The organism is Streptomyces sp. Root1304, from assembly GCF_001426405.1.
In the GTDB taxonomy this organism is placed as follows: Bacteria; Actinomycetota; Actinomycetes; order Streptomycetales; family Streptomycetaceae; genus Streptomyces.
Genome location: NZ_LMEP01000024.1, coordinates 359,368 through 373,477 on the forward strand (window position 1 = coordinate 359,368; position 14,110 = coordinate 373,477).

Below are 14,110 nucleotides of genomic sequence, written 5' to 3' on the forward strand. Positions count from 1 at the left end.
GTCAGCGGCGGCGCATCCGCAGCCCGAGGAAACCGATCCCCAGCCCCATCAGGGCGAGCCCCACTCCCAGGGTGAGCACGGGAACCCGCTGGTCAGCGAGGGGTGAGGAGGCCTCCGACGCGAGACGCGGCGCGGCGGCGGGCCGGCTGGCGGGCGGCACCTCGGGCAGGGCCGGCTCCTCCTCGCGTACCTCCTCGGGCTCCTCCTCCACGTCCCCGGGAGCGCGCGGCTCTGTTGCGGATTCGGTACGGGAGGGGCCGGGCGACGGTCTCGCGGCGCCCGCCGAGGCGCCCGGGCCCAGCGACCGGCCGGGCCGGATCCGTCCCTCTCCGGCGGGGCGGCCGGCGAGGGAAGCGGAACCGCTGGGGGCGGGCGCGTCGGTGGGCTCGCCGAGGGCCGTTCCGGAGGGGGCGGGCGCCCCCGTCCCGGACGCCCCGGTCCCGCTCGGCGCGGGCGCGGGGGACGCGGGCGTACCGGCGTCCCCGGTGCGCCCCGGGGAGACGGTGGCGGTGGGAGCGGCGGGGGTCGCGGTCGCGGAGGGCGCGGCGGAGGAGGGGAGCGCGGTGGACGACGGGGGCGTCGCGGGGGTGGTGCCGGCCGCGGGAGGGGTGCCAGGGAGGGCGACCCCGGCCGTGGCGCCGGGCACCTCGGCCCCGTGCCCGGCCGGCGCCGCGTACACCGTGCACGCGCAGGCGAACGCGCAGGTGAGCGCGGGGCCGAGGGCCCGCACGCGTGTCCTGCGGAGTGCTGGAGTCACCGGGTGACCCCCTCCCGTACCGAGCCGCCGAGATGGTCGATTCAGCGTAGACACGCTGGGACATTTCCGGCATCCGGGACGGGGTCAGTCGGTGTAAGGGGGCGTCAGAACGCCCGAGGGGTGTCATCGGAACGCCCGAGGGGTGTCAACGGACGGGGGAGGCGTCAGAGCTGACGCCTCCCCCGCTGGGCCCGTCCGCCGGGCCTCGCCACCGCGCGCTACTGCGGCGGGTTGCCCGTCGAGATCTTGAGGGTGAACTCGGCGTCCTTGTCGGCGATGTCCTCACCGGCCGGCGGGTACTGCTCCAGGACCGTGCCCTCGCCGTAGGTCGACTCGTCGACCGGGGTCTGGGTCATGATCTTCCACCCGGCGGCCCGGACGCAGTCCTTCACCGACTGGATGTTCTTGTAGGTGAAGTTGGGGACCTCGAACTTCTCGGGGTCGTCGCTCGACTCGGTCGGCTGCGTGCACTTCTTCGGGTCGATGGTCTTGGTCAGGTCCGGGCCCTTGTGGCCGGGCGCGGACGACTGCTGCTCCGTGCCCCCGGTGCCGCCGGCGCTGCTGCTGGTGCCGCCGGTGGCGGCCTCGTTGCCCGGGTCGTCGTTCTGGGTGAGCGCGAAGACCAGGCCGCCGATCGCGAGCAGGGCGACGACGATCGCGCCCACGATGACCGGGGTGTTCCGCCGGGAGCCGCCGCCCGTCGGGGCGGGCACGGAGGTGTGCGCCGGCGCGTAGGGCGCGGGCGTCGGGGCCTGCTGGTGCTGGTACATGGGGGCCGGCGTCGGCGCCTGCTGCGGGTAGCCGTACGAGGGGGCGGGCGCCGGGGTCGCGGGACCGTACGGGCCGGGCGCCGGCGTCGGCGCGTAGGGCTGCTGCACGCCGTGCGGCCCGGAGTGGGGGCCGGGCGGCGGGGTCTGGCCGATCGGCGGGAAGACCGCCGAACCGACGCCCGCACCGCTGCTGACCGGACCGCCCTGGACGATCATCGGCGCGCCCGTCTGGCCCGCCGAGAGCACCCGCAGGCACTCGTCGCGCATCGCCGCCGCGCTCGGGAACCGCTCGTTCGGGTTCTTTCGCAGCGCGCGGGCGACGAGCGCGTCCATCGCCGGCGTCACCGAACGGTTGACGGTCGACGGGGCGACCGGCTCCTCCTGCACGTGCGCGTACGCGATGGCGAGCGGCGAGTCGGCGTCGAAGGGCAGCCGGCCGGTGAGGAGCTGGAAGAGCATGATGCCGACCGAGTAGAGGTCGGAGCGGGCGTCGACCGCGCGCCCGAGGGCCTGCTCGGGGGAGAGGTACTGGGGGGTGCCCACGACCATGCCGGTCTGGGTCATGGAGGTGACGCCGGACTGCATGGCCCGCGCGATGCCGAAGTCCATGACCTTGACCACGCCGCGCTTGGTCGTCATGACGTTGCCGGGCTTGATGTCGCGGTGGACCAGGCCCATCTCGTGGCTGACCTCGAGGGCGGCGAGCACGTCGGCCGTGACCTTGAGCGCCTTGTCGGCGGGCATCGCACCGTACTGCTGGACGTCGGCGGCGAGGACCGAGCCGAGCGGCTGCCCCTCCACGTACTCCATGACGATGTACGGCATGACGGCGCCGTCGAGGGCGTCCTCGCCGGTGTCGAAGACCGAGACGATGTTGGTGTGCGACAGCTTCGCGACGGCCTGCGCCTCGCGCCGGAACCGCTCGCGGAACGACTGCTCCCGGCCCAGCTCCGTGTGCAGCGTCTTGATCGCGACCTGCCGGTCGAGCGCGCTGTCGTAGGCCAGGTAGACCGACGCCATGCCACCCTCGCCGAGAAGGTCGCGCAGCTGGTACCGGCCGCCCGCGACCGAACCGCCCGCATAGCGGCCCTGTGCGCCGTCCTGGCTCATCTGTGCTTCCCCCTACGCGCGCGAGGCGGCGTCGATCCGGATTTTCCTGGCCAAGTCTGCCCGAGGGCAGTGACACGTCAAGCCAGGTGCCCGTTCCGTGACCCTCCGCACAGGAAGGTCCACCACTGGTTCCGGCAGAGAGCGGGGGACAGGATTCCGCGGGGACGGGGTAATCCTGTCGAATTTGCACAGGTGTACGTGGAAGGGGTTGGATGGCCGGTCCATCTCGGACCGTGATGTCGTACGGAGCCTGTAGCGTGACGACTGGACACGGCACGACAGACGACGGCGAGGACTGATGGCACCCGAATCCGGAGCAGGCGGCGGTGTGCCGGACTCGGCAGCGGAGTCCTGGGGCGTCGGCGGAGTCGTCGGTGACGGGCGCTACCGCCTGACCCACCGTCTGGGTCGCGGCGGCATGGCGGAGGTCTTCGCCGCCGAGGACGTACGGCTCGGCCGTACCGTCGCCGTCAAGCTCCTCCGCGCCGATCTCGCCGAGGACCCGGTCTCCAAGGCCCGTTTCACACGTGAGGCGCAGTCCGTCGCCGGGCTCAACCACCACGCCATCGTCGCCGTGTACGACTCCGGCGAGGACCTGGTGGCGGGCCGGCCCGTGCCGTACATCGTGATGGAGCTGGTCGAGGGCCGCACCATCCGCGACCTGCTGCTCAGTGCCGAGGCGCCGGGCCCCGAGCAGGCCCTCATCATCGTCTCCGGGGTGCTTGAGGCGCTCGCCTATTCGCATCAGCACGGCATCGTGCACCGCGACATCAAGCCGGCCAACGTGATCATCACCCACGGTGGCGCCGTGAAGGTCATGGACTTCGGCATCGCCCGCGCGCTGCACGGCGCGCAGTCGACGATGACGCAGACCGGCATGGTCATGGGCACCCCCCAGTACCTCTCCCCCGAGCAGGCCCTCGGCAAGGCGGTCGACCACCGCTCCGACCTGTACGCGACGGGCTGCCTCCTCTACGAACTCCTCGCGCTGCGTCCCCCGTTCACCGGCGAGACCCCGCTGTCCGTGGTGTACCAGCACGTCCAGGACGCGCCGATCCCGCCCTCCGACGTCACGCACTCCGTGCCGCCGGAGCTCGACGGCCTGGTGATGCGCTCGCTCGCGAAGGACCCGGACGACCGGTTCCAGAGCGCCGAGGAGATGCGCGGCCTGATCCAGTACGGCCTGCAGATGCTCCAGCAGCAGGGCGGCCACACGGGCACCTGGAACACCGGCCCGGTCGAGATGCACGAGGGCGGTCACACCCCGGTCGGCGGCATGGCCGCGACGACCGCGATGGGCCACCCGACGCACGGCGAGACCGCGCAGGGCCCGATCCTTCCCCCGCAGAACCCGGAGGACGGCGGGTACGGCGGCTACGACGGCGGTACGGGCGGCACCGGGGGCTACGGCCAGGACGGCTACGGCCCGCCGGGCGGCGGCAAGGGCGGCCGCGGCAAGGTGTGGCTGTTCGCCGCGCTCGCGGTGATCGCGGTCGTGACCGGTGTCGTCTTCGCGATCCAGGCGGCCCAGAAGCACGAGCCCACGGGCGGCATCACGCCGACCGTCACGAATTCGCCGTCCTCGCCCACCACGGAGCCCACGCCCACCGACGAGCCCTCCGAGGAGCAGTCGACGGACCAGGGCGGCTCGGACGGCGGATCCACGCAGCAGCCGTGGCCGCCGCCGACCACGCGTCAGCCGACGAACGAGCCGACGAAGACGCTGGAGCCCACGGACGAGCCGTCGAAGACGACGGAGCCGCCGACGGATCCCACCGGCGAGCCGACGAAGACGACGGAGCCGCCGACCGAGCCGACCGGCGAGACGACGACCGCGTCGCCCGACCCCACCGGGGGCAACGGCAACCCGGACACGCCCCCGACGGGCAACGGCGCCGAGTCGGGCTGACCCGGCCGGACCGGGACGGCGACCGCCACGGTCGCCGTCGCCGTCACCCCGTGAACGCGTCGCGTACCGCCTCGTACTCGCGCGTCCACCAGACCGCCAGGGCCGACACCGCAGGGAACTGCGGGTCGGCCCTTCGGTCGTGCAGCTGGTAGCGCCAGCGCAGGGTCCAGAAGTCGTTGAGCCGCTCCCACCACACCCGGTGCGCCGCCGCCGCCAGCTCGGCCCGGTCGGCGCCCGTCGCCCGCCGGTACGCGCGCGCGTAGGCCCGCACCTTGTCCAGGGCCAGCTGCCCCTCCGGCCGTACGAAGAAGATCGCGGCGGCCCTGACCGCCTCCTCGGCGCGGGGGCGCACCCCGAGCCGGTCCCAGTCGACGATCGCGGCGGGCTCGGCGCCCCGGTAGAGCAGGTTCAGCGGGTGGAAGTCGCCGTGCACCCAGCCGGCCGCGGCGGCGGGCGGCGGACGGTGGTGCGCGTGCTGGGCGAGGAGCCGGCGCCGCTCCCGCAGCCGGTGCTCGGCGAGCGCGTCGAAGCTGTCCCTGGGGCGGTGGTCGCGGGCGAGGCGGATCAGCTCGGCGATGGCCCGGAAGGTGTCCGGGAGGTCGGCGCTCGCGCAGACCCCGTCCTCGGGGGCGCCCGGGGTCCGGTCGGGTCCGGTGCCGGGGCCGGACCCGGCACCGGGGGTCGCGGGTCCCATCACCCGGTCCAGGGCGGTGTGGACCTGCCCGAGCAGGGTGCCGAGGCGCCGGGAGCAGCCGGTGGAGAGCTGGGCGCCGTCGCGGTGGCGGCCGTCGATCCAGGGGTGCAGGGCGTAGCAGTGGCCGTCGAGGACGGAGACCGTGCGGCCGGTGGCGTCGGCGAGCGGTGGGGCGACGGGCAGGCCGAGGGCGTGCAGCCGCTGGGTGGCGCGGTGCTGGCGGGCGATGGTGGCGCGGTCGGCGGTGGGGGCGTCCAGGTGCTGTTTGAGGAAGTAGGTGCCCCGGGTGGTGGAGAGGCGGAAGCCGCGGTTGAGCAGCCCCTCGGCGACGGGCACGCAGGAGAGCGGCTCGCCGGCGTGCCGGTGGCGGCGCAGCAGCGCCCCGACGGGCGGCGCGCCCACGGGGCGGCCGGGGGAGCCGCCGGACCTGCCGGGCGAGGGCCTGCCGAGGGCGCCGGGCGAGGGCCTGCCGGGGGGGCCGCCGGGCCGCGCCGACGACGACGTACCAGGCGGAGTGAGCGTTTCAGATGAGCGCGGCACCCGCCAGATGTTAGATCACGCTACGTGGTGGAGGTGTCGCCGTACGGAAGGGGGAGCGGTCCGGGTCCCCGGGGTCTCGCTCGCGTAGTCGAGCGCGTGCACCGTCACGAACTGCGGTTCGATCCGCATGAAGACCGGGGTGAAGGCCTCGTCGTCCACGGCCTCCGGCTCGGGCCCGAAGGCGGCGAGCTCCTCCTCGGTCGGCTCGACGATCTCCGCGGTGCCGGTGAACTGCACGGACCACAGGTGCTCGGAGCCCGAGTTGAAGTTGTCCGCGCCGTAGGCGACGACGCTGCCGTTGCAGGCGCGGTGGTAGCCGAGCCCCCGGTGCATCCGGAGCAGGACGCGGCCGTCGGACACGATGTGCCGGGCGGGGGCGACGAACGGCATCGCCCGCATGCTCGTCGCCACCCGGCCGTAGGACACGCGGCTGAGCAACTCGATGGCGCGGATCTCGTCGGTGGACATGGCTTCCACTCTCCGCCACCGGCACCGTGTCGGAAAAGGGGCCCCTGCCCCGCTTTCACGGGGACGTAGGTCCCGAAACGACGCCGTCGGACCCGCGCTCCTCCGTACGGGTGAGGGCGGGGCCGACGGGGGCTTCCGGGGCCGTCAGTGGCGCTCGGCCTGGAGCCGCGCCACGTACGCCGCGGCCTGCGAGCGCCGCTCCATGCCCAGTTTCGACAGCAGGCTGGAGACGTAGTTCTTGATGGTCTTCTCGGCAAGGTGGAGCCGCTCGCCGATGACCCGGTTGGTCAGGCCCTCGCCGATCAGGTCCAGGATCCTGCGCTCCTGGTCCGTCAGGTTGGCGAGCTTGTCGTCACCCTTCGGATTGTTGCCGTCGCGCAACCGCTCCAGGACGCGGGCGGTCGCCACCGGGTCGAGCAGCGACTTGCCGGCCGCCACGTCCCGGACCGCGTTCAGCAGTTCGTTGCCGCGGATGGCCTTCAGGACGTAGCCCGAGGCCCCGGCCATGATCGCGTCGAAGAGGGCCTCGTCGTCCGCGTACGAGGTCAGCATCAGGCATTTGATGTCTTCGTCCTGGGAGCGGACCTCGCGGCACACCTCGACGCCGCTGCCGTCCGGCAGCCGCACGTCGAGCACCGCGACGTCGGGGCGGGTCGCGGGGATCCTGACCAGCGCGTCCGCCGCCGTCCCGGCCTCCCCGACCACCTCGATGTCGTCCTCCACGGAGAGCAGCTCGTGGACGCCGCGCCGGACGACTTCGTGGTCGTCCAGCAGAAATACCCGGATTTTTCCTTCTTCGCGCACGCAGCCAGTCTCACATATTGGCTCTTCCCGCGCCCGGGGTGCGCGGGATAACGTGCCGGGTGTTCCGACGACGGCGTCGGGCCGTTGTCCATGCGCTGACCAGCAGTGAGTCCCCCTTTTCTCGATTTACTTGGAAATCCAAGCAAAATCGCAGGTCAAGTGGGGTTTCGCGGGAATGCCGCACTATGGGTAACGTGCCTATGACGGCGCTCGCCGGGGCACCTGTCACGCCCGACTCCGGCCGCGTCGCACCCACCCCGTGCGAAGGGTACGGATAAGGCGGAGCCGCACTGGCTTACCGGCGAACCCGGAGGCCGGACCGACGGAGGAGCACGCACGTGACCGTGGAGAGCACTGCCGCGCGCAAGACGACGCGACGCAGCAGCGGCGCCAAGCGCACCACCAGCGCCGCAAGCGCGAAGAAGGCACCGGCGGCGCAGGGCGCAGAGCCCGAGCTCGTCCAGCTGCTGACGCCCGAGGGAGAGCGCGTCCAGCACCCCGATTACGACATCGACCTCAGCGCCGAGGAACTGCGCGGTCTCTACCGCGACATGGTCCTCACCCGCCGCTTCGACGCCGAGGCCACCTCGCTCCAGCGTCAGGGCGAGCTGGGCCTGTGGGCCTCGCTGCTCGGCCAGGAGGCGGCGCAGATCGGTTCCGGCCGCGCGCTGCGGGACGACGACTACGTCTTCCCGACCTACCGCGAGCACGGTGTCGCCTGGGTCCGTGGTGTCGACCCGACGAATCTGCTGGGAATGTTCCGCGGTGTGAACCACGGTGGCTGGGATCCCAACAGCAACAATTTCCACCTGTACACGATCGTCATCGGCTCGCAGACCCTGCACGCCACCGGTTATGCGATGGGCATCACCAAGGACGGCGCGGATTCCGCCGTGATCGCGTACTTCGGCGACGGAGCCTCCAGCCAGGGCGACGTCAACGAGGCCTTCACCTTCTCCGCGGTCTACAACGCGCCGGTCGTGTTCTTCTGCCAGAACAACCAGTGGGCGATCTCCGAGCCCACCGAGAAGCAGACCCGCGTCCCGCTCTACCAGCGCGCCCGCGGCTTCGGCTTCCCCGGCGTCCGCGTCGACGGCAACGACGTCCTGGCCTGCCTGGCCGTGACGAAGTCCGCCCTGGAGCGCGCCCGCCGCGGCGAGGGCCCCACCCTCGTGGAGGCCTTCACCTACCGCATGGGTGCCCACACCACCTCCGACGACCCGACGAAGTACCGGGCCGACGAGGAGCGGGAGGCCTGGGAGGCCAAGGACCCGATCCTGCGCCTGAAGGCGTACCTGGAGCGTGAGGGCAACGCCGACGAGGCCTTCTTCGAGGCCCTGGAGGCGGAGAGCGAGGCGCTCGGCAAGCGCGTCCGCGAGGGCGTGCGCAACATGCCCGACCCGGATCACATGGCGATCTTCGAGAATGTCTACGCGGACGGGCACGCGCTCGTCGACGAGGAGCGCGCGCAGTTCGCCGCCTACCAGGCGTCCTTCGCGGATGGCGAGGTCAAGTAACCATGGCTGTACAGAAGCTTCCGCTCGCCAAGGCGCTCAACGAGTCGCTCCGCAAGGCGCTGGAGACCGACCCCAAGGTCCTGATCATGGGCGAGGACGTCGGCAAGCTCGGCGGTGTCTTCCGGGTCACCGACGGTCTGCAGAAGGACTTCGGCGAGGACCGGGTCATCGACTCGCCGCTCGCCGAGTCGGGCATCGTCGGCACCGCGATCGGCCTGGCCCTGCGCGGCTACCGGCCGGTCGTGGAGATCCAGTTCGACGGTTTCGTCTTCCCCGCGTACGACCAGATCGTCACGCAGCTCGCCAAGATGCACGCCCGTGCGCTCGGCAAGGTCAAGATGCCGGTCGTCATCCGCATCCCGTACGGCGGCGGCATCGGCGCGGTCGAGCACCACTCCGAGTCCCCCGAGGCGCTCTTCGCGCACGTCGCGGGCCTCAAGGTCGTCTCGCCGTCCAACTCCTCGGACGCCTACTGGATGCTCCAGCAGGCCATCCAGAGCGACGACCCGGTCATCTTCTTCGAGCCCAAGCGCCGTTACTGGGACAAGGGCGAGGTCGACACCGAGGCCATCCCGGGCGAGCTCCACAGGGCCCGGGTGGCGCGCGAGGGCAGTGACCTCACGCTCGCCGCGTACGGCCCGATGGTGAAGGTCTGCCTGGAGGCCGCCGCGGCCGCCCAGGAGGAGGGCAAGTCGGTCGAGGTCCTGGACCTGCGGTCGATGTCCCCGATCGACTTCGACGCGATCCAGCGGTCCGTCGAGAAGACCCGTCACCTCGTCGTCGTCCACGAGGCCCCGGTGTTCTACGGCTCCGGTGCGGAGATCGCCGCCCGGATCACCGAGCGCTGCTTCTACCACCTGGAAGCCCCCGTCCTGCGGGTCGGCGGCTACCACGCGCCGTATCCGCCGGCGCGCCTGGAGGAGGAGTACCTGCCGGGCCTCGATCGCGTGCTCGACGCCGTCGACCGCTCGCTGGCGTACTGAGGAGAGCACCGTGACGATCCGCGAATTCAAGATGCCCGACGTGGGCGAGGGCCTGACCGAGGCCGAGATCCTCAAGTGGTACGTCCAGCCCGGTGACACCGTCACCGACGGGCAGGTCGTGTGCGAGGTCGAGACGGCGAAGGCGGCCGTCGAGCTGCCGATCCCCTTCGACGGCACGGTCCACGAGCTGCGTTTCCCCGAGGGGACCACGGTCGACGTCGGCCAGGTCATCATCTCGGTGAACGTCGGCGGCGGGGCGGCGCCCGAGGCCCCGGCGGCCCCGGTGGCCGAGGCCGCTCCGGCGCCCGCCGCGCCCGCGCCCGTCGCGGACGAGGAGGAGGACGAGCCGCAGGTCCGTCAGCCGGTCCTCGTCGGTTACGGCGTGGCCGCCAGCTCCACCAAGCGCCGCCCGCGCAAGGCGGCCCCGGGCGCGGTCCAGGCCGCTCCCGTCCAGGCTGCGCCCGTCGCCGTCTCCGTACCGGAGCAGCTCAACGGGCACGCTCCGGCCGGCGCCCGGCCGCTGGCCAAGCCGCCGGTCCGGAAGCTCGCCAAGGACCTCGGCGTCGACCTGGCCACGGTCACCCCGACCGGCCCGGACGGCATCATCACCCGTGAGGACGTCCACGCGGCGGCCGCTCCGGCGCCCGCGCCGGCCGTCGAGGCTCCGGCCCCGGCACCCGTGGCCGCCCCGGCCCCGGTCGCCGCGCCCGCACCCGTCGTGTCGACCGACGCCCGGGAGACCCGTGTCCCCGTCAAGGGCGTACGGAAGGCCACGGCGGCGGCGATGGTCGGTTCGGCCTTCACCGCGCCGCACGTCACCGAGTTCGTGACCTTCGACATCACGCGCACGATGAAGCTGGTCGACGAGCTCAAGTCCGGTACGGACATGGCGGGGCTGCGGGTCAACCCGCTGCTCCTCATCGCCAAGGCCGTCCTGGTCGCCGTCCGGCGCAACCCGGAGATCAACGCGGCCTGGGACGAGGCGGCGCAGGAGATCGTCCTCAAGCACTACGTGAACCTGGGCATCGCCGCGGCCACCCCGCGCGGTCTGCTCGTCCCGAACATCAAGGACGCGCACGCCCAGACCCTGCCCGAGCTGTCGGCCTCCCTGAGCGAGCTGGTCTCCACCGCCCGCGAGGGGAAGACGACCCCGGCGGCGATGCAGGGCGGCACCTTCACCATCACCAACGTGGGCGTCTTCGGCGTCGACACCGGTACGCCCATCCTGAACCCCGGCGAGTCCGCGATCCTCGCGGTCGGTGCGATCAAGCTCCAGCCGTGGGTCCACAAGGGCAAGGTGAAGCCGCGCCAGGTCACGACGCTGGCCCTCTCCTTCGATCACCGGCTGATCGACGGCGAGCTCGGCTCCAAGTTCCTGGCGGACGTCGCCGCGATCCTGGAGCAGCCGAAGCGGCTCATCACCTGGGCGTGACGCCCGGCTTGCGACGTTTCACGTGAAACACCCGGTCGGGGAGGGGGAACACCCCTCCCCGACCGGGTGCGGACCGCGACGCCCGCCGCCTACCCGCCCCGTCCGTATCGCGGACGGGGCTGCCTGTTGCACCCCTGTTGTATCTATGCTGTGCGCATGCCATCAGCGCCAGCCGGTCCAGCCCCGCTGCCCACCAAGCAGCCCCCCGCCGCCGACCGTGTCTACATGCACGTCAAGCAGGCCGTACTCGACCGGCGCTACGAGGGAGGCACCCTCCTCACCGAGGGCGAACTCGCCACGGCCGTCGGCGTGTCCAGGACCCCCGTGCGCGAGGCCCTGCTCAAGCTGGAGATGGAAGGGCTGCTCAAGCTCTACCCGAAGAAGGGCGCCCTCGTCCTCGCCGTCTCCGCGCAGGAGATCGCCGACGTCGTCGAGACCCGGCTGCTCGTCGAGGAGTTCGCCGTCCGCCGGGCCGTCCCCGCGCCCGCCTCGCTGATCGCCCGCCTGGAAGAGCTCCTGGAGGAGCAGCAGCGGCGGGCCGAGGCCGGGGACCTGGCGGAGGTCGCGGTCACCGACCGGTGCTTCCACGCCGAGATCGTCCGCCACGCGGGCAACCAGATCCTCTCCCGCCTCTACGACCAGCTCCGGGACCGCCAGCTCCGCATGGGCGTCGCCGTGATGCAGTCCCAGCCCGACCGCGTCGCCAAGAACATCACCGAGCACGCCGAGATCCTCGACCGGATCAAGGCCGGGGACGTCGAGGGCGCCGCCGCCTGCGTCCGCCAGCACCTCAGCTGGGTCAAGGTCCTGGTCCGGGGTGAGGACCGGTGAGCGACCGCCGGCACCGCGACCGCAGCCGCAACGGATACGGCTCCGCCGTCACCCTCCCCGGCGACCCGCCCGGCGGCCGTCGCGCCGCCCTCGTCTGGGGCGTCGGCGTCGCCGTCTACTTCGTCGCCGTCATCTTCCGTACGTCCCTCGGCGTCGCCGGCCTCGACGCCGCCGACCGCTTCGACGTCAACGCCTCCGCGCTCTCCACCTTCTCCATACTCCAGCTGCTGGTCTACGCGGGCATGCAGATACCCGTCGGCCTGATGGTCGACCGGCTCGGCACCAAGAAGGTCCTCGCTCTCGGCGTCGTCCTCTTCACCCTCGGCCAGCTGGGCTTCGCGCTCTCCCCGTCGTACGGCACGGCGCTCGCCTCCCGAGCCCTCCTCGGCTGCGGCGACGCCATGACCTTCATCAGCGTCCTGCGGCTCGGCACCCGCTGGTTCCCCGCCCGGCGCGGCCCGCTGATCGGCCAGGTCGCCGCCCTCTTCGGCATGGCCGGCAACCTCGTCTCCACCGTCTTCATCGCCCGCGCCCTGCACGGCCTCGGCTGGACGACCACCTTCGTCGGCAGCTCGCTGGCCGGCGTCCTCGTCCTCGTCCTGCTGCTGCTCTTCCTCAAGGATCACCCCGAGGGGTACCAGCCCCAGCCGGCCACCCACGCGGGCGCCGCGTTCGTCCGCCGGCAGATCGCTGAGTCCTGGCGGGAGCCCGGCACCCGGCTCGGCATGTGGGTGCACTTCACCACCCAGTTCCCCGCGATGGTCTTCCTGCTGTTGTGGGGGCTGCCGTACCTCGTCGAGGCGCAGGGCCTGTCCCGGTCGACCGCCGGGACCCTGCTCACCCTGGTCGTCCTGTCGAACATGGTCATCGGCCTCGCGTACGGGCAGATCATCGCCCGCCACCACACGGCCCGCGCCCCGCTCGCCCTCGGCACCGTCGCCGCCACCGCGCTGCTGTGGGCGACCACCCTCGCCTACCCGGGCGACCACGCCCCGATGTGGCTGCTCGTCACCCTCTGCCTGGTCCTCGGCGCCTGCGGCCCGGCCTCGATGATCGGCTTCGACTTCGCCCGCCCGGCGAACCCGCCGGAGCGTCAGGGCACCGCGTCCGGCATCGTCAACATGGGTGGTTTCGTGGCCTCGATGACCACGCTGCTCGCCGTGGGCGTGCTGCTCGACGCGACCGGCGGCAACTACCGGATCGCGTTCTCGTCGGTCTTCGTCCTGGAGGCCCTGGGCATCGTGCAGATCCTGCGCCTGAAGGCCCGTACCCACCGCAGGGAGCGGGAACGGCTCGTCGCCAGCAGGGTGGAAGCCGTCCACGTCCCCGTCTAGCGGACCGCCGCGGGGCGGACTAGCGGGGCGTCACCGCGAAGTTGTCGAGGATGGCCTGCGCCAGTCCCTCGTCACCCTCGGTCTTGACCCGGTCGGCCACCTCGGCCGGCCGGACCCGGCCGCAGGCCAGCCGTACGAACGTCTCCCAGTCCGTCGCCAGGGTCACCGCGGGGCCCAGCGACGGCGCGCCGTCGATCGAACCCCGGCCCTCCGCGTCGACCCGCACGGTCCGCAGGAACTCCACCGGGCCGCTCACGTCGATGACCACCGCCGAGGAAGCGGGCGCCCCGGCGTCCTTGGCGATCACCTTCGGGAGCGCCTCCAGGAGCACGTCCCGCGTGACGTGCGCACCCGCCGAGTCCGCGTTGCCCGGCCGGCCGAGCGCGACCCGCAGGTCCTGCTCGTGCACCCACACGTCGAAGGCGCGCATCCGGTAGGCCAGTTCCAGGGACTGCTCGGCGCCCAGGGGAGCGCGGATCAGGTGCTCGGGGGAGCGGTTCTCGTTGCGGAGCTGCCGGGCCCGGCGGATCAGGATGTACTCCAGCTCCGAGGTCATCTCCGGTGCGGTGTGGTGCCGCCGCACATCGACCTGGACCTCCATGTAGCGCGCGAAGTCACTGCGTACGTGGTACAGGTCGCGGGGCAGGGAGTGGATCGGCCGCGGGTCGCCGAGCATCTCGGTCTCCATGCCGATGACATGGGACACGATGTCCCGCACCGACCAGCCGGGGCACGGGGTCGGCCGGTTCCACTCGCCCTCCACGAGCGGCTGCACCAGCTCGGCTATCGCCTCGATGGAATGGGTCCAGGCGTCGGCGTAGTTCTGGAGGCTGGGATGGACGGTCACGGGACCCCTCGGCGGTTCTTCGGTGCGCGGGCTGAAAACACGACTGGGTAGGAGGCTCGGACGCTAAGTTACGCTGCCCGAAGGCACCCCGGCAGTGCTTTCGTGTGACGATCG

The 14,110-nt window shown here is 72.3% G+C and carries 12 protein-coding genes; 6 read left to right on the forward strand and 6 right to left on the reverse strand.

Annotation, left to right across the window (positions count from 1 at the left end):
* Position 1: 1 nt before the first annotated feature.
* Together ASD33_RS36555 and ASD33_RS26205 are read right to left on the reverse strand one after the other, a co-directional pair.
* Positions 2 to 757 carry a hypothetical protein gene (locus tag ASD33_RS36555; protein WP_242427270.1) on the reverse strand — a complete coding sequence of 252 codons (756 nt, stop codon included), beginning with the start codon at positions 755 to 757 and terminating at the stop codon, positions 2 to 4.
* A 218-nt stretch (positions 758 to 975) separates the two neighbouring features.
* Entirely contained in the window at positions 976 to 2,637 is a 1,662-nt protein-coding gene (locus ASD33_RS26205; RefSeq protein ID WP_056565369.1) for a protein kinase, read from the reverse strand.
* A 298-nt stretch (positions 2,638 to 2,935) separates the two neighbouring features.
* Between ASD33_RS26205 and ASD33_RS26210 the strand changes: the two genes are divergently transcribed.
* The gene (locus ASD33_RS26210) at positions 2,936 to 4,546 is read left to right on the forward strand and encodes a protein kinase (protein ID WP_056565372.1); all 1,611 of its coding nucleotides are present in this window, start codon (positions 2,936 to 2,938) and stop codon (positions 4,544 to 4,546) included.
* 43 nt (positions 4,547 to 4,589) lie between these two features.
* Here the strand turns inward: ASD33_RS26210 and ASD33_RS26215 are convergent, their stop codons facing one another.
* From ASD33_RS26215 to ASD33_RS26225, 3 genes are all read right to left on the reverse strand, one after another.
* Positions 4,590 to 5,642, reverse strand: coding sequence for a phosphotransferase (locus ASD33_RS26215; protein WP_056565376.1), 1,053 nt, complete (start codon positions 5,640 to 5,642; stop codon positions 4,590 to 4,592).
* A gap of 153 nt (positions 5,643 to 5,795) precedes the next feature.
* A complete protein-coding gene (locus tag ASD33_RS26220) occupies positions 5,796 to 6,248 on the reverse strand; it encodes a pyridoxamine 5'-phosphate oxidase family protein (protein ID WP_056565378.1) in 453 nt (150 codons plus the stop codon).
* 144 nt (positions 6,249 to 6,392) lie between these two features.
* Positions 6,393 to 7,052 (reverse strand): response regulator transcription factor, encoded by a 660-nt coding sequence (locus tag ASD33_RS26225; protein WP_056565381.1) that lies wholly within the window; start codon positions 7,050 to 7,052, stop codon positions 6,393 to 6,395.
* Between the two features lie 338 nt (positions 7,053 to 7,390).
* On the opposite strand from ASD33_RS26225, the gene pdhA reads away from it, so the two are divergent.
* The 5 genes from pdhA (at position 7,391) to ASD33_RS26250 (ending at position 13,149) form a co-directional block, all read left to right on the forward strand.
* Positions 7,391 to 8,569, forward strand: a complete 1,179-nt coding sequence (pdhA, locus tag ASD33_RS26230) for a pyruvate dehydrogenase (acetyl-transferring) E1 component subunit alpha (RefSeq protein WP_056565384.1) — start codon at positions 7,391 to 7,393, stop codon at positions 8,567 to 8,569.
* 2 nt (positions 8,570 to 8,571) lie between these two features.
* The gene (locus tag ASD33_RS26235) at positions 8,572 to 9,552 is read left to right on the forward strand and encodes an alpha-ketoacid dehydrogenase subunit beta (protein ID WP_056565387.1); all 981 of its coding nucleotides are present in this window, start codon (positions 8,572 to 8,574) and stop codon (positions 9,550 to 9,552) included.
* 31 nt (positions 9,553 to 9,583) lie between these two features.
* Entirely contained in the window at positions 9,584 to 10,984 is a 1,401-nt protein-coding gene (locus tag ASD33_RS26240; RefSeq protein ID WP_056565731.1) for a dihydrolipoamide acetyltransferase family protein, read from the forward strand.
* A gap of 156 nt (positions 10,985 to 11,140) precedes the next feature.
* Positions 11,141 to 11,815, forward strand: coding sequence for a GntR family transcriptional regulator (locus tag ASD33_RS26245; RefSeq protein ID WP_107103840.1), 675 nt, complete (start codon positions 11,141 to 11,143; stop codon positions 11,813 to 11,815).
* Positions 11,812 to 13,149 (forward strand): MFS transporter, encoded by a 1,338-nt coding sequence (locus ASD33_RS26250; RefSeq protein ID WP_056565393.1) that lies wholly within the window; start codon positions 11,812 to 11,814, stop codon positions 13,147 to 13,149. Before ASD33_RS26245 ends, ASD33_RS26250 begins: the two co-directional genes overlap by 4 nt.
* 19 nt (positions 13,150 to 13,168) lie before the next feature.
* On the opposite strand, the gene ASD33_RS26255 is transcribed toward ASD33_RS26250, so the two are convergent.
* A complete protein-coding gene (locus ASD33_RS26255; RefSeq protein WP_056565396.1) occupies positions 13,169 to 13,996 on the reverse strand; it encodes a maleylpyruvate isomerase family mycothiol-dependent enzyme in 828 nt (275 codons plus the stop codon).
* Positions 13,997 to 14,110 lie beyond the last annotated feature (114 nt).